This window comes from Holdemania filiformis DSM 12042, assembly GCF_000157995.1.
In the GTDB taxonomy this organism is placed as follows: Bacteria; Bacillota_I; Bacilli_A; order Erysipelotrichales; family Erysipelotrichaceae; genus Holdemania; species Holdemania filiformis.
In genome coordinates, this window is record NZ_GG657555.1 from 1 (window position 1) to 19,464 (window position 19,464).

Sequence of the window (19,464 nt, forward strand, 5' to 3'; positions counted from 1 at the left end):
TATCATTTTCTGCATTTTCAGCATCGGGACAGGAGTTTGAGCTAGTGCATCAGCCGGCTCTTGTTTTCTGAACTCATCTGGAACACGATCGCCAGCGGAATCATATACGACAACATACTTGAGCCGCCGTAGGAAATAAACGGCAGCGTAATGCCGGTGATTGGAAACAAACCGGTAATCATGCCCATGTTGACCAGCTGCTGGAACAATAACATGCCGATCATCCCGGCGACCATATACCGCTCGCGCGGCTGATCATGTCGTGAGGCGATGCTGATGAGCTTTAAATCGAACGCCGTCAATAATGCGACGACCGAAGTCGTACCGAGAAATCCGAAATTCTGACCGATGACAGAGAAAATGAAGTCGGTCTGCGGCTCTGGAAAACGAATCAGGACTTCGCGGAAGCCATGGCCCGTCAAGCCGGAGGAACCGATCGTTAATAACGAAGTATACAGCTGGTTGCCCCAGGTATTGATGTATTTCTCCGTTTCCAGCCAGCCGTAAATCCGCCGCATTTTATACCCCCCGCCTAAGATCGAGGATAAAAGATTCGGATAGAACTTGAACATGAAGATCAGTCCGCCGAAGCCGATGACCAGGCAGGCCGCGCCCAGCCAGACCCATTCCTTGCGGACGCCCGAGACCGCCAGCATGACCAAGATACTGACGATGATGATCAGCGGGATGCCGGTATCCGGTTCTAAAAAGATCAGGATCAGCGGCGGAACGGCGATCTTACCGACTTTCCAGAACAGCTTGAAGTCACTCGCAAACGACATTTCCGTCTTCCCGAGGTTATGCTCGTGGATAATGTTGGCGACCATGATGATCAGCACGACCTTCATGAACTCGCTGGGCTGGAAAGTACCCAAGCCGGGGATCTGATACCAGGCTGTTGTTCCATTGACTGGACGGATAAACCGGTCCGGCAGGTTGATCACATACTTATCCACCAATAAAATCGCTAACAGCACCATCAGAATCCAGTAAAAAATTTTGACGCCGGTAAATAACCGGTCGCTTCCAAACCGCGTCAGAAAGGCCAGCATCAGAAAGCCGATCGCATACCACATGCCCTGTTTCAGCCACAGATGCGTGCCCTGCAAGCGCGTTGCCATGATCGGATCGGCGCAGTAGATCGCCAATAACGAAACGCAGGTCATCGCCAAAAGCAGAAGCATCAGCGTCCGGTCGATATGGAATTTCTTGTGGATCCGTTCCGGCTGTTGGCTCATAACGCTTTCTCCATCGTGACGTGACGAATGCCGGCCTCATAAAACGGCTCGGACACCGTGGTATAACCCAGCGATGCGTAGAAACCTTCAACCTGAGCCTGGGCGTGCACAACAATCTTCTTATAACGGGCCAGATGCGGATCCTTTTCAATCTCACGCATCATCAACGCTCCGATATGCTGGCCGCGGTAAGGCTTCAGGACGGCTACCCGTCCGATATGGATTTCCTCGCCGAAGTCCAGCCCCCGGCAGCAGGCAATCGCTTCGCCCGCTTCGTTTTCCACCAGCCAGTGCAGGGCGGTCTCGTCGTCCTGATCCTGTTCAATATGCAGGTCGACCTGTTGTTCTATGACAAAGACTTCTGTGCGGATTCTGACAATCCGGAAGAAATCCGCCTGTGTTTCAGCAAACTTGGTTTTCATGAAAGTCAAACCACTCCTTTCATTTGAATCTGATGTACAATAATGGTATCATAATAGGCGAGGTGATGGTATGAGAAGATGGCATTCTTTGTTAGAAATCATTCAATTTCCATTGAAAATGCTGTTTGTGGCAATCATCCTGACGGGGCTTGGAACCTTGATTACCAACCAGAGCTTATCGGTGTTCTGGTCGGTGAATGACCGCAATATCCTGCTGCTGGCAGATCTGTTCAAACGGACGGGCAGTTTTATTATCGTCAATTTTCCTTTCTTTGTCATGATAAAGTTTTTAGCGACGAAAAGCAATTCGTCGGTTCCGATCATGATCGGAATCACCGGCTACGTGCTGGTGCTGGTCATCACGATGCTGTTTCAGCCAGCGGGCCTGCCGACGTCGGCATCCTCGGCGATTCTGGGATTAAGCTATTCTTCCTCCCTGTTTGACCGAACCCGCTATCCGCTGCAGACGGGATTCTTTGCCTGCGCCGCGGTCGTTCTGGCATCACGGATCGCGTATTCCAAGTCGCGGACGAAGTCGATTTACGGTTTCTTCTCGTTTGTTGACCGCGATACCTGGGGTTTGATTTTAACGTTGATTTTATGTATGATCACCGGCTTCGCGCTTGTCTGGCTGTGGCCGATCGTGCTTAATCTTCTCAATACGATCTTTGAGTTCATCGCTACCGATATTACCAATCCGATGAACCTGTTTGTTTACGGCGTCATGGACCGGCTGTTAGCGGATCTCAACCTGGGCGCGCTGATGCGCACCTTGTTCTGGTATGGTGAACAGGGTGGTACCTGGATTAATAATTTAGGCGTCAATTACATGGGCGACGTGGGAATCTGGACAGCGCAGATGAACAGTCTGATCACGCCCAGCGGCGTCGGCCGGCTGATCACGCCGTATTATGTTTTGAACCTGTTTGCGGTTCCGGGCATGTTGATCGGATTCTATACGATCTTTACGGATAAAATGGAAAAACGGCGGATTCGTCTGTTCTTCCTGTTGGCGATTCTGGTATCGTTAGTCACAGGCACCCTGCTTCCGCTGGAACTGTATCTGTTGATTCTGACCCCGTTGTTGTTTGTCTTCCATCTGGTCGTCACCGGCGCGTTGTTCGGTATCTTCCAGTCGATGAGCGTGACACTGGGCTTCAGTTATACCGGCAGCACCGTCACCGCCATGCCGGGGACCTTATTTGATTTTATGCTGTATGTGCGGAATCCCAATATGCAGAATACAATTCAGATGATTTTCCTAGTCGGTGTGATTCTGTTTGTGCTCTACTTTGCGTTCACCCGTTTCTACTTCAAATATCTGGCATTGGACTTATTCAATACCGGCGCCAGTAAGCGGCGGGTAGAAGGCTTTATCTTAGCGGTAGGCGGATTGGAAAACATCAAGATGATGCATTCCTCGCCGACGCGGTTAACGATTCAGGTTGTGGATTCCTCGCTGATCAACTTCTCCCAGATTCAGCGCTTGGGGGCCAGCCGGGTGGTAGAGAGCCGTGCCGGATATTCCGTTAACTTTGGGGCCGGCAGCACGATTATTAAAAATGAGATTAATAAGCGGATAAAGGAAATGAAGCGCAGCGCATAATCAAAAACATTTGGGATTGAAACGATACGGGAGATCGGGACAATCCCTTTTTTATTTATTCAAAACAAAGAATAAGAATCTTATCATTTTATGCTAAAATAAAATTAATAGGGAGATAGACTGAGGAAAAGATTATCCGGCTTTATCAATTGACTTGGGTATTAAAAAGCAGACTTAATCAAGATTCCTGAAGCTTATCTTTTGGATAGTTCAAAACGCAATCAAACAATAAAGTTGGAATAATCGAAGGGGAAAAAATGAAAAAATTCTTATATCGTCATGGATGGTCTTATGATCAAGTTCGTCACCTTAAAGTGGTTCCTCTTTGCTTTTTGGTATATATCTTAGCAACTTATGGTTTTACGGAAATGACCAGGAATCAATCTATAGGTCAGGAAACTCCGCTAATAATTCATCTTTCGGATTTTGGTTTTGAGGATGAAAGCGTAGAAAAAAATCATAGCTGGACTGATGGATTAGGAAATAATCGGTATGAATGTACTCTCTTGGGAATGGATCCGGCTGCCAATCAACATGTCAGGTTTAATATTCAAGTGGTTGATTACCAAGAAGATATAAATCCTGTGGTTGGCTATCTGCGTGAGATGGGAATAAGCGTTCCTCAAAATACGTTTCAAACGCAAGATCTTGAACACTATCTTGAAGAACTGCATGAATTAAACGCTGAACAATGGGGATCGGAATTGGCCTATTCAAGTCAGACGTTTGATGTAGAACTCACATCCTATGGCATACCAAGTAATGCAATTTATCTGCTTTCCGGGAACAGAGCTATAATATTCCGATATAATACTAAAATTGACATAACCCAGGAACTGATTGACAGCGTGGTTTCTATCTACCAAAAATCGTTTTACTAACAATTGTTAAGTTCTTATTCATAAAGAGGAAAGAGAACGAGCTCAATTGGGGAAGCATGAGATGAATATGTAATTTTAGGTAATGAAGGATGCGGCATCATTGAGATACTGAGTTGTTTCGGAAATTTTGGAGCAGAACCGCTCAGCTGTTTGTTAAATTTTTGAGGAATAAATCAAGGCGTATCGATAATAACCGAGTATAGATCAAGTTAACGATCAGGGGACAAAGAAAATTACGCTGAAGAAAATCAAAGAAGAGGTTATGTCTGCTTTTGGGATAACCTATACCCAGGCTGAAATAATTAAAAGAGGTTCAAGAAGAATTAATCAAACTTTCTTTGTAACTTTAATTCTATTCGGGTTGTTTGTCTATGCGTCTAATCATGATGTCCAACAAGAAGTACCGCAAATAATACACATGACAGACTTTGGCTTTGTAAATGAAACAGTGGATCGAAAGCTTTCCGAAGCGGATTCCTTGGAAAATTTAAGATACAGTCTAATATTATCGGGCATGACTCCTGATTTAGAAAGAACGGTTGAAATTTATCTGGAAGTCATTGATTTTAATGCGGAAGAAGATCCGGTTATTAGTTACCTGAGAGAAATGGGAATAACAATTTATCCTAATCAATTTAAAGAATCGAAGCTCAGTGAATATTGCCAAAATTTGAATTTGTTGGATGCTGCACGATGGCAATCGGATTTAGCTTATTCTGCGAAAGAACTCGATTTCCTGTTTCCATCGGATCGCAGAGAACAGAATGAAATTTATTTATTATCGAGCAGGAGAATGATTATTTTACGATTTAACAGTTCTCTGGATTTTACTGAGGAATTGATCAACAAAATAACTTCTTTTTACGATAACACAGAGATTTTCTCCAAAGTAGAACCGCGGCAGAAACCATGATGAAACACTCTGTTATATTTTGGGAGTGTATTTGTGTTAAACTTAGGTTACAGATAGAGGATGTTTTGGTTATAAAAACCAGGAGATCGTTCTTATTCAAGGTCAGAATCAGGGCATTGAAATGATTCATATTCCTGAAATTAAAGACAGCTCTGTGTTTAGAAAGATTAATAATCACGCAGTCCTGATCCTCGATTTTAGAAACCAGATGATTCGAGTGGACATTGAAGAAGGATCCGGGCAAGCGGAGTAACGCGTTAAGGATGATTGCTTTTCAAGGTTCGCTGTGATAGAATAGCCTCGGCTTAGAAAAAGGAGGCGAAACGCAATGCTTTTTAAACAAAGAATCGTTCTTCAAAGACGAAACAGCTCCGTACAAATCAAGTTGATGAAGCATTGTGCGGAGCCGGAACGGGGAATTATTTAATTTTCCATCATCTTCATCTGTCATACGAGGATTGAGAAATTCATGGCGAATTTCTGTTTTCATCGTAGGCAGAGGAAGCGATTTACGGATTCAGGTCACAGATGCTTTGTCTGTGGCCTTTGTTATTTTTGAAGACAGAGGCCTGGGAGAGAAACTCCGGAAAGTCTCTGTTTTTATTATGGAAAAAAAGGTTTGTTTCGAAAAGAAAGACAAGCTTCAGAATACAGATCAGGACTAAAATCGATCGCTTCCAGCCAGAAAAGATCACCCAGAAGAAATGGAAAGACCAATCAATAAAGTAAAAAATACGAATCAGTTTTCTCAGCTAAGCATAAGAACAGGGAAACTGAAATTTCAATAGAAAGCAGGAATAAGAATATGAGTATTTGCAATGTAGCACATTTAACCCATCAGTTTGATGAGAAAATATTATATCAGGACGCCGAATTCGAGTTGTTTAACGGCGAACATTGCGGAATTGTCGGACCCAACGGCGCAGGAAAGAGCACGCTGATGAAAATTCTGACTGAGCAGATCAGTCCGGATCAGGGCGATATCCGGTGGCAGCCGGGAATAACGATCGGCGCTTTGAATCAACAAGCCTGGACAGATCAGGCGGAAATGACAATTCTGGAGTTCTTAAAAACCGCATACCAGACCTTGTGGCAATGGGAAAGTCAGATGAATGAAGCCTATCTGAAAGCGGCGGAAGAAGTGAAAAACAGCGAACATTGGCTGAAAAAAGCGGGACGGCTGCAGGAACAGCTGAATGCCGCCGGGTTCTATGAAGTGGAAGTCATCATTGAAAAGACAATTACCGGACTGGGATTGGATCAGATCGGACTTGATAAACCTTTGTGTCAGTTAAGCGGCGGTCAGCGGGCCAAGGTGATTCTGGCGCAGCTGTTATTAAAAAATCCTGACGTTTTACTGCTGGATGAACCGACAAACTATCTCGATCATGAACATATCGTCTGGCTGGCAGAGATGTTAAGACAGCGCACCGGCGCATTCTTGGTGATCACACACGATTTCGATTTTCTCCAACAGATCGCGGCGTCGATTCTGAATGTAGAATGGGGACATATCACGAAATATTATGGCAGCTATGACGCATTTTTGCGCCAGAAGGAGCATCGGCAGAAAGAATACCGCCGTCAGTATGAAGCCCAGCAGGAGAAAATTAAAAAGACGGAGGAATATATCCGCCGCAATATTGCCGGGGTGAATACCCGCATCGCACAGGGCCGTCGTAAGCAATTAGAACGATTAGAGCGGCTGACGCCGCCGGATTCACCGGTGCCGCTGCATTTTGATTTCCCAGTTGCTTCAATCGGACAGGGTATTCTGTTAGAAACGTCAGAATTGAGCGTCGGTTATGAAAGACCGCTGCTGCCTGAGCTGGACCTGAAGATTCAAGCAGGAGAGAAATGGGTGGTGACAGGATTTAACGGCATCGGGAAAACGACGCTGTTGAAGACTCTGATTGGGGAATTGCCGCCGCTGCAGGGCAGCGTGCGCCGTTTTGAAACACTGCGGATCACTTATTTTTCGCAGACGCTGAGCTGGCCGGATCCCAAACAGAGTGCATTGGCCTTGTTTTCTGACTGTTATCCCCGCAAAACTTTGCAGGAGCTGCGTTTTCTTCTGGCACAATGCCGGATTTCGCATGAGCTGGCAACCCGGCCGTTAGACACGTTGAGCGGCGGGGAACAGGCGCGGGTTAAGCTGTGTCTGGCGCTGCAGCAGGAAAGTAATTTGTTGATTTTGGATGAACCAACCCAGCATCTGGATGAATGGGTCAAGAAAGCGCTGAAGGAAGCCTTACAGCGGTATTCGGGCGCAATCCTGCTGGTATGCCATGAAGCGGATTTCTATACGGGTTGGGTCGAACATCAGCTATCGCTTCGCAGTTTGGTTCGTTGATTTCAGAGCATAAGAATACCTGAAGCAAAACTTAATTCTTCTATTCAAACTGAAATGAAAAAGAAGACTAACAGAATATTACTTAAACAAAAAAGAAAAATATCAAATTTATTGATAATATTCTTTTTAAAATGATAATATTCTGAGAAGAGAGTATAATAAAGCTGATAAGTAAAGGAGGGATCGATGTGAAAGAATATCTGTATGTCAGAGAAGCCGCAGCGCTTTGGAATGTAACACCCCGAGCTGTAACGGCGCTCTGTAAGGAAGGTAAAATAGAAAATGCCCGGAAGGAAAACGGAGTCTGGGTAATTCCTGCGGATGCGGAAAGACCGCTGGATCATCGTGTAAAAACGGGAGCTTACCGAAAATCAAAACAAGCGGAGAGGTTGCCGCTGCCAGTGGGAATCTCAGATTATCGTTTGGCTTCTTCCCAATATTACTATGTGGATAAAACGATGATGATCAAAGATTTCATTGATGAACGTCCGATGGTATCGCTGTTCACCCGGCCCCGGCGTTTTGGGAAAACGCTGAATATGGATATGCTTAGAACCTTCTTTGAAAAGACAGAGGAAGATACTTCTGTTTACTTTAAAAATATGAAAATCTGGAAATGCGGGAATAAATATCGCGAGGTTCAGGGAAAATATCCCGTAATCTTTATGACATTCAAAGATGTTAAGCGGAATACCTGGGAAGAAACCTATGAACATCTGATCACGTTGATCAGCGAAGAATTTCAGCGTCACAGCGACTTGCTGAACAGTGAACGCTGCAGCGATTATGATAAGGCTCTTTATCAACAAATCGTTTCTCGTCAGGCACGGGAAACGGATTATATTTCAGCGCTGAAGGTGCTTTCTTCCATGCTGTATAAGCATTATGGCGAAGCGGCGGTGATTATCATTGACGAATATGATACTCCAATCCAACAAGGCTATCTTCTTGGGTTTTATGAATCAGTCGTGTCATTTATGCGGAATTTCTTTTCCAGCGGACTTAAGGATAACCGCAATCTTGCGTATGGTTTTCTGACGGGGATTCTGCGGGTAGCGAAGGAAAGTATTTTCAGCGGTTTGAATAATCTGGTGGTGAATTCCGTGCTGGATAAAAAGTATAGTGAATATTTTGGATTTACGCGTCAGGAAGTAGAAATGATGGCGCGTTATTATCACAGGGAAGATAAAATGCAGGAAATTTGCGAATGGTATGATGGCTATCGTTTTGGAATTACGGAAATCTTTAATCCCTGGTCGGTAATTAACTATTTTCACAATGCCTGCGAGGCAAAAGCTTATTGGGTGTCCACAAGCGGGAACGAGGTTATCGGCGAAATTCTGGCCGGCGCCAGTTCGGAAGTAGTCGATCAGCTGGCGGATCTGCTACAGGGAAAGTCCATTTTAACCTATGTCGATTCCAGTGTGATCTATCCGCAGATCAAGGATAATCCTTCGTCAATTTACAGCTTTCTGCTAGTCTGCGGCTATTTAAAAATAACGGGTTCTGACAAGGCGTTCGGATTAGGTAATTTGTGCCAGGTCGCGCTGCCCAATCGGGAAATTGAGTTTGTTTATCAAAGCGAGATTTTAAATCAATATGCCGGAATGATTCCTCAGTCTGCGGCGATTGCTATTCAGGAGGCTTTGTTTACAGGGGATGCTGAGCGGCTTCGGGATCGGCTGGAGAAGTTGTTAGAAACCTCAGTCAGCTTTTACGATACCGCGAAAGAGAGCTTTTATCACGGCTTGATGTTAGGCTTGCTTGCAACCCTGGATAATCGCTATCAGGTATTGTCGAATCGGGAATCTGGATCTGGGCGGTATGACTTATGTCTGCTTCCGAAACAAGAGAAGCTGCCTGGCATTCTGATCGAGCTGAAGGCGGTTAAAAACGGAACGAAAGACGAACTGAAAAAGCTCGCTTCCGACGCGGTTCTTCAAATTCAACAAAGGCAGTATGATGTGCAGCTGCGGGAAGCCGGCGTGAAAAAGGTGCTGCACTTTGGCGTCGCGTTCAGCGGCAAGCATGTCGAAATTGTATCAGAATGGGCATAAATCAGTGTTGTCTCATAGAATAGCGGATCTTGGCATCAGACTGTAGTTCACAAAGTAAAAACAGATCGAAATTCACAGCGGCATTTTAAGCCATCTTAGCGGGGCAGTGATCAGGAGCCTGTTTCTCAACAAGGAAATAAGTTTGGAGAGAAGGGAGATCGCTGCCAGGCTCTGTCAAACGCTCCGCTGATGACTTAACACACAAAGACACCCGGGCAGTTTCCAATCCCGGGTGTCTTTTAAGATCCGACAAGAACTCACATCGAAATCCACGTTTTCGATGAAACAGCGCCTGCGGTCTCCCTGATCAATAATAAATCTGTTTCTGAATGAATTCTTTCTGTTCGGTTCCCTGCAGCTTCTCAATGATCGCAAACGCGAAATCAATGGTGGCCGCCGCGCTGCGTCCGGTGATCAGGTTGCCGTCGGTGACGGTGTATTGATCGACGTACGTACCGCCGAAATCCTCGTTCATGCTTGTGAAGCAGGTGTACTGCTTCCCTTTCAATAAGCCCAGATGTCCCAGTATCGTCGGCGCCGCGCAGATCGCCGCAATTGGCTTATCCAGCGCTTTAAACTTCAGGATGATCTGTTTTACGTCCTCGCTGCTTTCCAACAAAGCGTAATGCGGCCCGCCCGGCAGCAGCAGGCAATCATAATTTTCAGGGTTTAAGCCGGATAACGGAAGCAGGCCGCAGATCGGCAGATCATGCTTGCCCGTCGTCTTTTCTCCGCTGATGCCAAACAGATCCGCTTCCAGTCCGCTGCGCTTCAATAACGCCAGCGTGCCGATCGCTTCGATCTCCTCGTAGCCCTTGCCTAAAATCGTACAAATTCTCATAACCGCACCTCCATTTTCCTTATTATAAACCCAAAACTCCCCTGACCTGCAGAAAAAATGATGGTATAATAAGAACAGTTTTTTTAGAGGTGAAAGTATGGAACAATATACGCCGATGATGCAGCAGTATCTCGAGGTAAAAAAGAATTATCAGGACGCCCTGGTTTTTTATCGTCTGGGCGACTTTTATGAAATGTTTTTTGAGGACGCCAAGATTGCTTCCTGTGAGCTGGACCTGGTGCTGACCGGCAGAAACGCCGGGGTGAAAGACCGCGTGCCGATGTGCGGCGTGCCGTTTCACGCCGTAACGGGCTATATACAGCGTCTGGTTCAGAAAGGCTACAAGGTGGCGATTGTCGAACAGATGGAAGATCCGGCCTTAGCGAAGGGACTGGTCAAGCGCGATGTGATCAAGGTCGTGACGCCCGGCACGGTGATCGACGAACTGTTTGATGAACGCTCCAGCATTTACCTGGCGGCCGTCGTGGACTATCAGTACGGATTCGCCCTGTCGATCTGCGAAATGTCGACCGGTGAAACGACGGTAACGCATATTCCGCGCAACATTCTCCATTTGCAGCAGACGCTGCTGAAAAACAATATCCGCGAGATCGTCGTGAAGGAAGGCTTCGACGAGAAGTTTATTCGCGGCGTCCGCGATCTGTCCGCCGTGGCGATTTCCTATTGCGCCATAGACCAGATCGGCGAGGAATATCTGCCGCTGTGCGAGGAAGTGAGCGACGGGGCGCAGCGGGAAGCCTATGGGCTGATGCTCAATTACCTGATCGAAACGCAGAAGCGGATGATGCACCACCTTCAGACTGTCGAGATTGAGAATGAAAACGACGTGCTGTATATGGACTTCTCAACCCAGCAGAATCTGGAACTGGTCGTTCCGCTGCGCACGCAAAGCAAATCAGAAACACTGTGGTCATTTCTTGACCGCTGCCAGAGCGCAATGGGTTCCCGCCTGTTAAAAAAATGGATTGAACGGCCGCTGGTGGATAAAAAGAAAATTCTGTTCCGCCAGGACCGAATCGAATATTTAATGAAAAACTATCTTGTCCGCGAGGATCTCAAGGACAAGCTGAACCAGATCTATGATATGGAACGGCTGATTGCCAGAGTGGCCTATGGTTCCGCCAATGCGATCGACTGCCAGCGCCTGCAGAAAACACTGAGCCAGGTGCCGGAAATCCTGGCGCTGTTTCAGGACGCGCCAGTTTTTCAGGAATACCGGGACATCGACTGCTGCCTGTCGCTGACGGAGCTGCTGGACGGGGCGTTCGTTGAGAATCCGCCGGTGTCCGTCAAGGAAGGCGGGATGTTTGCGGAAGGCTTCAGCGAACAGCTGGACGAATACCGCAGCGCCCAGAAGGAAGGCAAAACCTGGATTCTCCAACAGGAAAACTACGAACGCGAGCGCACTGGAATTAAGACGCTGAAAATCGGCTACAACCGGGTGTTCGGCTATTATATCGAAGTGTCCAAGGGCGCGGCGGCGCAGGTCAAGGAAGAATACGGCTATGTCCGCAAGCAGACGTTGACCAACGCCGAGCGCTACATCACCTCTGAGCTGAAGGAAAAGGAAGACGCGATCCTGCATGCGGAGGAACGCTCCATTCGTTTGGAAACCGAGCTGTTTGCCAACCTGCTGGAACAGATCCGCAGCTATCTGCCGAAGCTGCAGAAACTAGCCTTGATGCTGGCGAATATGGACGTCTATTACGCCCTGTCCTCGATCAGCGCGGATAACGGCTACGTCCGTCCCCTTTTCACAGAGGACGAGCTGAAAATTGAGGAAGGCCGTCATCCGATCCTAGAAAAGATCAGCACCAACCGCTATGTTTCCAACAGTCTGGCGATGGATAAAGAAAATCAGATCCTGATCATTACCGGGCCGAACATGGGGGGTAAAAGTACCTATATGCGGCAGGTGGCGCTGATCATCCTGATGGCGCAGATCGGCTGCTTTGTGCCGGCGAAGAAATGCGAAATGCCGATTTTCGATAAGATTTTCACCCGCATCGGCGCCAGCGACGATATCCTGTCGGGACAGTCGACCTTCATGGTGGAAATGACGGAAGCGAACAACGCATTATCCCAGGCCACGGAGCATTCCTTAATCCTGTTTGATGAAATCGGCCGCGGCACTTCCACGTATGACGGCATGGCGCTGGCCCAGGCCATGATCGAATACATCGCCGTCTGCATCCACGCGAAGACACTGTTTTCCACGCACTACCACGAACTGACCAGTCTGGATGAAAGTCTGCCGGTGGTGAAGAACGTGCATGTCGAGGTTCATGAGGACAACGGCCACGTCACCTTTATGTACCGTGTTAAAAAAGGCAAAGCCGACCGGTCCTACGGCATCAACGTCGCCCGCCTGGCGCAGCTGCCGGAAGCGGTGCTGGAACGGGCCGGCGATCTGTTAGCGGAATACGAATCGAAAAAACGCGTCGTCCAGCAGTCGCTGGGCATCGTCGAAATGGTCAAAGCGCCGGTCAAGGAACAGGGCGTGCTCGATAAATTGGAAATGGTCGATCCCAACCAGCTCTCGCCGATTCAGGCGCTGCAGATGATCATGGACTTGCAGCAGGAGTTGAAGGAAGCACAGAAAGCATGACGGCGGTCTGCCGGGTCTTCCTATTTGCTTTCGCTTCCAGAAATTAATGAATTAAAGCAGAAACGTGGAAAGTAAAATCAGAAACGAGGAAAAGCAATGAAGATGTTCAGAATGCTTTGCCTGGCGTTAAGCCAGGGTTTAATTCTCGGCTTGATCGCCAGCGCGATCCGGCAGACGCTGCGCCGCCGCAACCATCCGGATTTCACCTATACGCCTAAGCAGCTGGAAGAAGGCCGCCGGCGCTGGAAGACCGGTTCGCGGATTCTGACCTATGTCACCTTTGCGATGCTGATCCTCGGTTTTATCTGGTGCCTGTATTTCCTGGTGCTGGCGCTGGCCGATCCGGCACAGGCGGAGTATGCCAACAATCTGTCGGAAATGATTGTCGGCTTGCTGACGATCATCTCGATCGGCTTCGCGTTTTACGAGTTTCTGCGGCATGGACAATAAAAGATAAGAAAAACCGGCAGTCCGCCGGCGTATTTGAAAAGAATGACCGGTTCCCTGAATTTACCGCATCCTCTGGGAATCGAATCGGAAGCAGTTTCACAGAACAGGAGGGTGAATCCACGATGGCAAAAATACAGCAGCTGGACGCGCATTTAACCAACATGATCGCCGCCGGGGAGGTCGTCGAACGGCCGATGGGCGTCATCAAAGAACTGGTCGAAAACGCGCTGGACGCGAAAGCGACCCGGATTGAAGTCAACATCAACCAGGGCGGCACCGAGCTGATGGAAGTAATTGACAACGGCGTCGGGATGGATCGGGAAGACGCATGTCTGTGCTTTGAACGGCATGCCACCAGTAAAATCAAGACGACGGAAGATCTATGGGCGATTCACACGCTGGGTTTCCGCGGCGAAGCGCTGCCTTCGATCGCTTCCGTCTCCAATCTGACGCTTTTGACCAACAACGGCGAAGATTCCACCCGTGTGGAAATCCGCTACGGTCAGCGCCAGTCCGCGCGGCCTTACCCCTGCAATCAGGGGACGCAGATCACGGTCAACGGCCTGTTTCAGAAAACACCGGCCCGGCTGAAGCATCTCAAGTCGATTCCGTATGAAACCTCGCTGATTCTCGACGTCATCCAGAAGTTTGCGCTGAGCTATCCGGACGTTGCGTTCCGGCTTGTCCATGACGGCAAGGAAGTGTTCCGCAGCGCCGGCAACGGCAGTCTGCTGGAAGTCATGGCGATCATCTACGGCCGCGATCTGGCCCGTCAGTGCATCGAGGTGGAAGGACAGGACTTCGATTACACGGTTCGCGGTTTGATGGCGCTGCCGGCGCAGACCCGCGCCAGCCGCAATTATATGACCGTCTTCATCAACCGTCGGATGATCCGCTCCTACCGAATTCAGAAAGCGATTCTGGAAGCCTATAAGAACTATATTCCGCAGGATCGCTATCCGATTGTCATGCTGGATATCGAGATGGACAGCCATCTGTGCGATGTGAACGTCCATCCATCCAAATGGGAAATCCGGCTTTCCAAGGAGCAGCAGCTGGAATTTTTAATCCGCGATACGCTGACCCGCACTCTGCGCGAGCACATGCAGGCGCCAGAGGTCATGCGCGTGGAAACGCCGCGGGAGAAAGTGGAAATGCCGCAGTTGTTTGAAACGCCCGTGGTTGTTCCTGCCAACCAGGTGCGTGAAGATTCCGTCGAAGCCAATGAATGGCGCAGACAGGCGGCCCTGATGAGCGAACAGCGCGAACGGGAACAGATCGCCGCGCCGCTTTCCCGGGAAATACCGCAGGATCCGGAAGTCACTGGAAAAGCGGAAGCATCCGCAGTCTTGCCAGCGGAACCTGAAGCTCTGATTAAAAAAACAGAGGTGGAAAACCGGGAAGGTTCGCCATTAACGACGCCGAAGCCAACCGCAAAGACCTCATCTGCGGACAGCCTTTCCGATCAGCTGCCGGAGCCAGAACCACTGGATCCCCGGGTTCAGCAGACGGAAGCTTCGGCCGAAGCGCTGCGCTCGGTCCCAAAACAAACCTTTCCGCAGATGCAGGTGCTGGCGCAGATGCATGGCAAATACATTCTCGCTCAGGACGAACACGCGCTTTATATTGTCGATCAACATGCTGCGCAGGAACGTGTCCATTTTGAAGAAGTCCAACAGCGCTTTCTGGATCAGGAGCCTTTAATGCAGGAGCTGCTTGTGCCGATCATTTTGGAAGGCAGCGCGTCGGTGGCGGCCCGGCTGCAGGAAATGAACGAATTGCTGGAACCGATGCACATCCATTTGGAAAACTTCGGTCAGAACAGTTTGATCTGCCGTCAGCTGCCAGCTTGGATGAGTGAAATTGACGAACAGGCGTTCTTACAGGACGTGCTGGATCTGTGGAAAGACGGCCGCGAAGTCCGTGCCGAGGATCTGCAGCGGCACCGGCTGGCGACGATCGCGTGCCATCATTCGATCCGCTTTAACCGTGTATTGTCGATAGGTGAAATGCAGGAGGTGATCGAACAGCTGGCTCATTGTGAACAGCCGTATCACTGTCCGCATGGCCGTCCGACGTTCATCACCATCACGGAAAAGCAGCTGATCAAGGAGTTCCAGCGATGAAGAAAGTACTGGTGCTCGTCGGTCCGACCGCCGTCGGCAAGACGGCGTTTTCGATTGAACTGGCGCAGCGGTTTCATGGTGAGATCATCAGCGGCGATTCGATCCAGGTCTACCGCGGGCTGGATATCGGCTCGGGGAAGATTACCGAAGCGGAAAAACAGGGCGTACCGCATTACAATATCGACACGCTGGATCCGAAAGAAAAAACAAGCGTCGCGGATTTCCAGCGGGAGGCGCGCGCAGCGATTGAAGCGATCAGTGCCCGGGGCAAGTTGCCGATGATCGTCGGCGGTACCGGTTTGTATATCAAAGCGGCGTTGTATGATTATCAGTTTCAACCTGAAGACCCGCGCGCGCAAAGCTTGAGCGAAGAACTGGAGCAACGCGATGAAGCCGAGCTGTATGCCTGGCTGAAACAGGTCGATCCGCAGACTGCGGATCAGATTCATCCCCACAATAAGCGCCGGATCGTCCGCGCGCTGGTGATTCATGAGCTGGCGCAGACGCCAAAAAGCGAGCTGGAAAGCCGGCAGGAGCACAGAATGATTTACGACACGTTCATTTGCGGTCTGACTTGCCAACGGCAGGCGCTGGTGGAACGGATTGAAAAGCGCGTCGACGGAATGATCGCCGACGGTTTGATCGAAGAAATCCGCGGGTTATTGCGGGAGGGCGTCAGCTTCGATGATCAATCGATGCAGGGCATCGGCTACAAGGAATGGCGCGGCTATTTTGAAGGCCGGGAAACGATCGATCAGGCGCGGGAACAGATTTTAACGCATACCCGGCAATTTTCCCGCCGTCAGATGACCTGGTTTACCCGGCAGACGCCGATCCGCTGGGCGGCGGTCGATCAGCCGGGCGAGAAAGAACAGGCAGTGGCGGAAATCGCCGACTGGCTGAAGGAGGAATGTGCGTGGAAACACCTCTACAAAGACTGGAATTGTTAGTCGGTCCAGCCGCGATCGGACGGCTGAAGCAGGCGTGCGTGCTGATCGTCGGTATCGGCGGAGTCGGCGGGTATGCCGCGGAGGCGCTGGGCCGCAGCGGGATCGGGAAATTGATTCTGGTCGACGCGGACACGGTCGCCCCCAGCAATCTCAACCGGCAGATCATCGCCACCCTGGAGACCCTGAACCAGTCGAAAACCGAAGTTATGGCCGCGCGCATCCGCAGCTTTGCCCCGGAATGCGAAGTCCAAGCAGTGAATGCGTTCTTTAACGAACAGAGTGAGAGCCTGTTCGATCAGAAGATCGACTATGTGATTGACGCGATCGACACGCTGTCAAGCAAGCTGGCGCTGATTGAAATGGCGCAGCGTCATTCTGTGCCGTGCATCAGCTCGCTGGGAATGGCAAATCGGTTTGATCCGACCCAGCTGACCGTCACGTCGCTGGATAAAACCTGCAATGATCCGCTTGCCCGGGCCCTTCGCCAGATGGTGCGCAAGCGGGGATTCACTGCGAAGATTCCGGTTGTCTGGTCCAGGGAGCTGCCGCGCACGCAGAATCAGCTGGTCAATGCCGAAGGACAAACCTTGAAGCAGAAATATCCGCCAGCCAGCACGATCTTTGTGCCGGCCGCCGCCGGGCTGACCTGCGCTTCGGTGGTGTTTCAGGCATTGATCGAGGAAAATAAAGTGCCCGAGAAGAAGGATTGAAGATCATAAAATATTGAAGATTATAAAATAAAGAAAGAAACGGGATGGGTTATGACCGATCACCGTCGTTAATTCACATGAATAAGGATGGAATGCGAGCAGAATACATTCCATCCTTTTAACTTATCCGGTAAAAATTGAATGATGATTGTGTTTGTCCTTCAGAACTCTCAAATGAGATCAAAAAAAGAGGGTTCATTATCATTCCTGATTGCACAAGACGTAGCTCTACGGCTAGGAATAAAATTAAAAAGCCAAGATAATTTGGCTTAGTTAAAATGTTCCCTCATAATAAGCTCTTACGATGACCGGCAAGGGTTCATAATGAGCCGATGTTCTTGGATCGTCAATGATTTTACAGATTGGACTATGATATACATCGATGACCGATTGAACTAAATCTCCGTCATTGATTTCCCATATAAGCGATGAATAGAGCCTTGCCATATACATTTCCGATAGAGCTGTATTTCGCTGTTGCTTCTTTGATGATTTTAACATCGTATATTTTTGAATTAGCTCAGAACAGGTTTGATCAAAATTTTGATTGTGCAGCATCGTGGCAAAATTAAGTAAATGTTCAATACCGTCATAACCTAAACTATCAACAACATATTCGTTCAGTTGATTTAGCAATCGAGCCGTCTTCTCAATTATAAAACAAGTGAATTTTACATCATCCATTGTCACTTCTTCAGAAAATTTATTGATCATTCGCTATAAAACTCCTTTCAAACTTCAAACACTGAAGCGCCCGTTCTGTGCAAAATGTAATTTGATGCGTGGGATATTTAAACTTAGCAAATTCAAAAAAAAGTTCTTTACTGATCCGACCCGCGATAAAATCATTAACATAATCCCAGACTGTGTCATCCGCCATCGGCCCTTCAACAATATCGAAGGAATGTGTTTCTCCGGCTCGGCATCGTGCAATGAATTCCAGCCATTCATCTGTCATCGTGTCAAACTTTTTGATATTCAGATCACCGTTTATTTCAACCTGAAACACGCTGACGATCGGATGCGTCAGAGATTTAGTCATTGCCCACTTCTTGGCCTGTTTTTCGATTTCAGAACAATAAAATCCATACCCAAAATCTTTATTAAATCCATTCACTAAAATCCTAGGCTTTTTAATCTCTTGTTTACCTCCATGATAAACGATCATCCAATATTCTCCTTTCTTTATTTTTAGAAATCTATTTACTGTTATTATACCTCATTCATGAGGTGAAAAATCATTTACAATATGCAAATAATCCAATGACTGCTTTTTATGCTTTGTGTATGACATTTTCGAATTAAGATCAGGCTCAAGATTATTGCAAATTTTATTTTAATATTAAGCGGGCGATCGTCAATGAAATTGAACGGACAGAACGTAAAAAAATATGCAGCAGGAGTGATCCGCTGCTTTTTTTGTTTTTGAAATCGAACAAAGCGAGAATAATAAATTGAATGAAAACAGAAAATTTAGTTCCTTCTTTTACAAAATCATTAAATTTTACGAAAGAAAGATGAAATTACTGAAATAAAAGTACTCAACACCGACAGTTTTCGATATAATACCACCGTTGAGGGGGTATTTTATGAAGCAAATCAAGAAATTGGCCCGCCGGGGGATGGCGCGGACGCTGGCCCTGCTGACAGCGATCTTCTTCGGTGTCGCGGCAGTTTTCGGGCTGATCATGCTGGGTGAAGGCGTCCAGCAGGCGCTGCTTATGGCTGTGACCATGATCGTGATGTTCGGCTTTATTCTGTTAATCTTCGTGCTGATCGGCAGCGTGCCATATCTGCGCGTTGGCAAAATGGTTAAGCGTCAGTGTGAGGATCTGGGGATCGAGTTAAACGAAGAGGAAGACTTCGAGTTCGTGACCAAAGAGATTTCAATGAGTAAGAACTGGATCGTCAGCGGTCTGTATGGTTCTAATTTCGCGCTACATCGCCGCAGTATCGACCATGTCGAGGAAACGAGCTATTATCAGAAGGGCCGCACCTATCCGATGATTCTGTTGTTTGTCGGACCGAAGAAAAAGTATAAGATTATCTGCAGCCGCAAGGGCGATTTCGAGCGGGTTACGGATGCGCTGGATCAATGGTTTCCGCCAATAGATACACCGACAGCGGCCGAAGATCAAGCGGGTGAAAAAGCCTGGGATCCGGCAGAAGAAGATCGTCAGGCTCGCAGGGATCGGATTCTGCGGCAGGAACAAGGTCAGAATGGTAAGAAAACCATTGCGGCGATCTTAGGGGTTGTCGGGATGGTCATCGTGTTCTCCGTGATTTAT

Annotated in this window: 16 protein-coding genes; 11 read left to right on the forward strand and 5 right to left on the reverse strand. The window is 48.3% G+C overall.

Translation table 11 applies throughout. The features are described from left to right. Positions 1-41 precede the first annotated feature (41 nt). Both HOLDEFILI_RS05300 and HOLDEFILI_RS05305 read right to left on the reverse strand, forming a co-directional pair. Entirely contained in the window at positions 42-1,238 is a 1,197-nt protein-coding gene (locus tag HOLDEFILI_RS05300) for an FtsW/RodA/SpoVE family cell cycle protein (RefSeq protein WP_006058474.1), read from the reverse strand. Then, on the reverse strand, positions 1,235-1,660 hold the full coding sequence (locus HOLDEFILI_RS05305; RefSeq protein WP_006058475.1) for a GNAT family N-acetyltransferase: 426 nt from the start codon (positions 1,658-1,660) through the stop codon (positions 1,235-1,237). Before HOLDEFILI_RS05305 ends, HOLDEFILI_RS05300 begins: the two co-directional genes overlap by 4 nt. Positions 1,661-1,730: 70 nt before the next feature. On the opposite strand from HOLDEFILI_RS05305, the gene HOLDEFILI_RS05310 reads away from it, so the two are divergent. The 5 genes from HOLDEFILI_RS05310 (at position 1,731) to HOLDEFILI_RS05335 (ending at position 9,470) form a co-directional block, all read left to right on the forward strand. After that, positions 1,731-3,266: a PTS sugar transporter subunit IIABC family protein gene (locus tag HOLDEFILI_RS05310; RefSeq protein WP_006058476.1), complete on the forward strand. Its 1,536-nt coding sequence runs from the start codon at positions 1,731-1,733 to the stop codon at positions 3,264-3,266. Between the two features lie 257 nt (positions 3,267-3,523). Then, entirely contained in the window at positions 3,524-4,147 is a 624-nt protein-coding gene (locus HOLDEFILI_RS05315; RefSeq protein ID WP_006058477.1) for a hypothetical protein, read from the forward strand. Between the two features lie 262 nt (positions 4,148-4,409). Continuing rightward, on the forward strand, positions 4,410-5,060 hold the full coding sequence (locus HOLDEFILI_RS05320; RefSeq protein WP_006058478.1) for a hypothetical protein: 651 nt from the start codon (positions 4,410-4,412) through the stop codon (positions 5,058-5,060). 805 nt (positions 5,061-5,865) lie between these two features. Then, positions 5,866-7,413, forward strand: a complete 1,548-nt coding sequence (locus HOLDEFILI_RS05330; protein WP_006058482.1) for an ABC-F family ATP-binding cassette domain-containing protein — start codon at positions 5,866-5,868, stop codon at positions 7,411-7,413. A 188-nt stretch (positions 7,414-7,601) separates the two neighbouring features. After that, positions 7,602-9,470 carry an AAA family ATPase gene (locus HOLDEFILI_RS05335; RefSeq protein ID WP_006058483.1) on the forward strand — a complete coding sequence of 623 codons (1,869 nt, stop codon included), beginning with the start codon at positions 7,602-7,604 and terminating at the stop codon, positions 9,468-9,470. A 307-nt stretch (positions 9,471-9,777) separates the two neighbouring features. Here HOLDEFILI_RS05335 and HOLDEFILI_RS05340 read toward each other — a convergent pair whose 3' ends face one another. Further along, entirely contained in the window at positions 9,778-10,311 is a 534-nt protein-coding gene (locus HOLDEFILI_RS05340) for a DJ-1/PfpI family protein (protein WP_006058484.1), read from the reverse strand. Positions 10,312-10,408: 97 nt separating this feature from the next. Here HOLDEFILI_RS05340 and mutS point away from each other — a divergent pair, with 97 nt between their 5' ends. The 5 genes from mutS (at position 10,409) to HOLDEFILI_RS05365 (ending at position 17,176) form a co-directional block, all read left to right on the forward strand. Then, complete coding sequence (mutS, locus tag HOLDEFILI_RS05345; RefSeq protein ID WP_006058485.1) at positions 10,409-12,940, forward strand: DNA mismatch repair protein MutS; 2,532 nt, start codon at positions 10,409-10,411, stop codon at positions 12,938-12,940. A 96-nt stretch (positions 12,941-13,036) separates the two neighbouring features. Next, the gene (locus HOLDEFILI_RS05350; protein WP_006058486.1) at positions 13,037-13,390 is read left to right on the forward strand and encodes a hypothetical protein; all 354 of its coding nucleotides are present in this window, start codon (positions 13,037-13,039) and stop codon (positions 13,388-13,390) included. Between the two features lie 122 nt (positions 13,391-13,512). Then, the gene (gene mutL, locus HOLDEFILI_RS19595; RefSeq protein WP_006058487.1) at positions 13,513-15,516 is read left to right on the forward strand and encodes a DNA mismatch repair endonuclease MutL; all 2,004 of its coding nucleotides are present in this window, start codon (positions 13,513-13,515) and stop codon (positions 15,514-15,516) included. Next, the gene (gene miaA, locus HOLDEFILI_RS05360) at positions 15,513-16,466 is read left to right on the forward strand and encodes a tRNA (adenosine(37)-N6)-dimethylallyltransferase MiaA (RefSeq protein ID WP_006058488.1); all 954 of its coding nucleotides are present in this window, start codon (positions 15,513-15,515) and stop codon (positions 16,464-16,466) included. Before mutL ends, miaA begins: the two co-directional genes overlap by 4 nt. Further along, positions 16,433-17,176, forward strand: coding sequence for a tRNA threonylcarbamoyladenosine dehydratase (locus tag HOLDEFILI_RS05365; protein ID WP_208854951.1), 744 nt, complete (start codon positions 16,433-16,435; stop codon positions 17,174-17,176). Before miaA ends, HOLDEFILI_RS05365 begins: the two co-directional genes overlap by 34 nt. A 273-nt stretch (positions 17,177-17,449) precedes the next feature. Here HOLDEFILI_RS05365 and HOLDEFILI_RS05370 read toward each other — a convergent pair whose 3' ends face one another. Together HOLDEFILI_RS05370 and HOLDEFILI_RS05375 are read right to left on the reverse strand one after the other, a co-directional pair. Next, positions 17,450-17,890 carry a hypothetical protein gene (locus HOLDEFILI_RS05370; protein ID WP_006058491.1) on the reverse strand — a complete coding sequence of 147 codons (441 nt, stop codon included), beginning with the start codon at positions 17,888-17,890 and terminating at the stop codon, positions 17,450-17,452. Next, complete coding sequence (locus tag HOLDEFILI_RS05375) at positions 17,880-18,344, reverse strand: DUF3990 domain-containing protein (protein WP_006058492.1); 465 nt, start codon at positions 18,342-18,344, stop codon at positions 17,880-17,882. Before HOLDEFILI_RS05375 ends, HOLDEFILI_RS05370 begins: the two co-directional genes overlap by 11 nt. 421 nt (positions 18,345-18,765) lie before the next feature. Here HOLDEFILI_RS05375 and HOLDEFILI_RS05380 point away from each other — a divergent pair. Then, positions 18,766-19,464, forward strand: a 699-nt coding sequence (locus HOLDEFILI_RS05380) for a hypothetical protein (RefSeq protein ID WP_006058493.1), incomplete at its 3' end; no start/stop codon positions are given.

Bases quoted from the DNA above. Each gene is read 5' to 3' on its own strand.
- HOLDEFILI_RS05300 (WP_006058474.1), bottom strand. From the start codon at position 1,238: ATGAGCCAACAGCCGGAACGGATCCACAAGAAATTCCATATCGACCGG.
- HOLDEFILI_RS05305 (WP_006058475.1), bottom strand. From the start codon at position 1,660: ATGAAAACCAAGTTTGCTGAAACACAGGCGGATTTCTTCCGGATTGTC.
- HOLDEFILI_RS05310 (WP_006058476.1), top strand. From the start codon at position 1,731: ATGAGAAGATGGCATTCTTTGTTAGAAATCATTCAATTTCCATTGAAA.
- HOLDEFILI_RS05315 (WP_006058477.1), top strand. From the start codon at position 3,524: ATGAAAAAATTCTTATATCGTCATGGATGGTCTTATGATCAAGTTCGT.
- HOLDEFILI_RS05320 (WP_006058478.1), top strand. From the start codon at position 4,410: ATGTCTGCTTTTGGGATAACCTATACCCAGGCTGAAATAATTAAAAGA.
- HOLDEFILI_RS05330 (WP_006058482.1), top strand. From the start codon at position 5,866: ATGAGTATTTGCAATGTAGCACATTTAACCCATCAGTTTGATGAGAAA.
- HOLDEFILI_RS05340 (WP_006058484.1), bottom strand. From the start codon at position 10,311: ATGAGAATTTGTACGATTTTAGGCAAGGGCTACGAGGAGATCGAAGCG.
- mutS (WP_006058485.1), top strand. From the start codon at position 10,409: ATGGAACAATATACGCCGATGATGCAGCAGTATCTCGAGGTAAAAAAG.
- HOLDEFILI_RS05350 (WP_006058486.1), top strand. From the start codon at position 13,037: ATGAAGATGTTCAGAATGCTTTGCCTGGCGTTAAGCCAGGGTTTAATT.
- mutL (WP_006058487.1), top strand. From the start codon at position 13,513: ATGGCAAAAATACAGCAGCTGGACGCGCATTTAACCAACATGATCGCC.
- miaA (WP_006058488.1), top strand. From the start codon at position 15,513: ATGAAGAAAGTACTGGTGCTCGTCGGTCCGACCGCCGTCGGCAAGACG.
- HOLDEFILI_RS05370 (WP_006058491.1), bottom strand. From the start codon at position 17,890: ATGATCAATAAATTTTCTGAAGAAGTGACAATGGATGATGTAAAATTC.
- HOLDEFILI_RS05375 (WP_006058492.1), bottom strand. From the start codon at position 18,344: ATGATCGTTTATCATGGAGGTAAACAAGAGATTAAAAAGCCTAGGATT.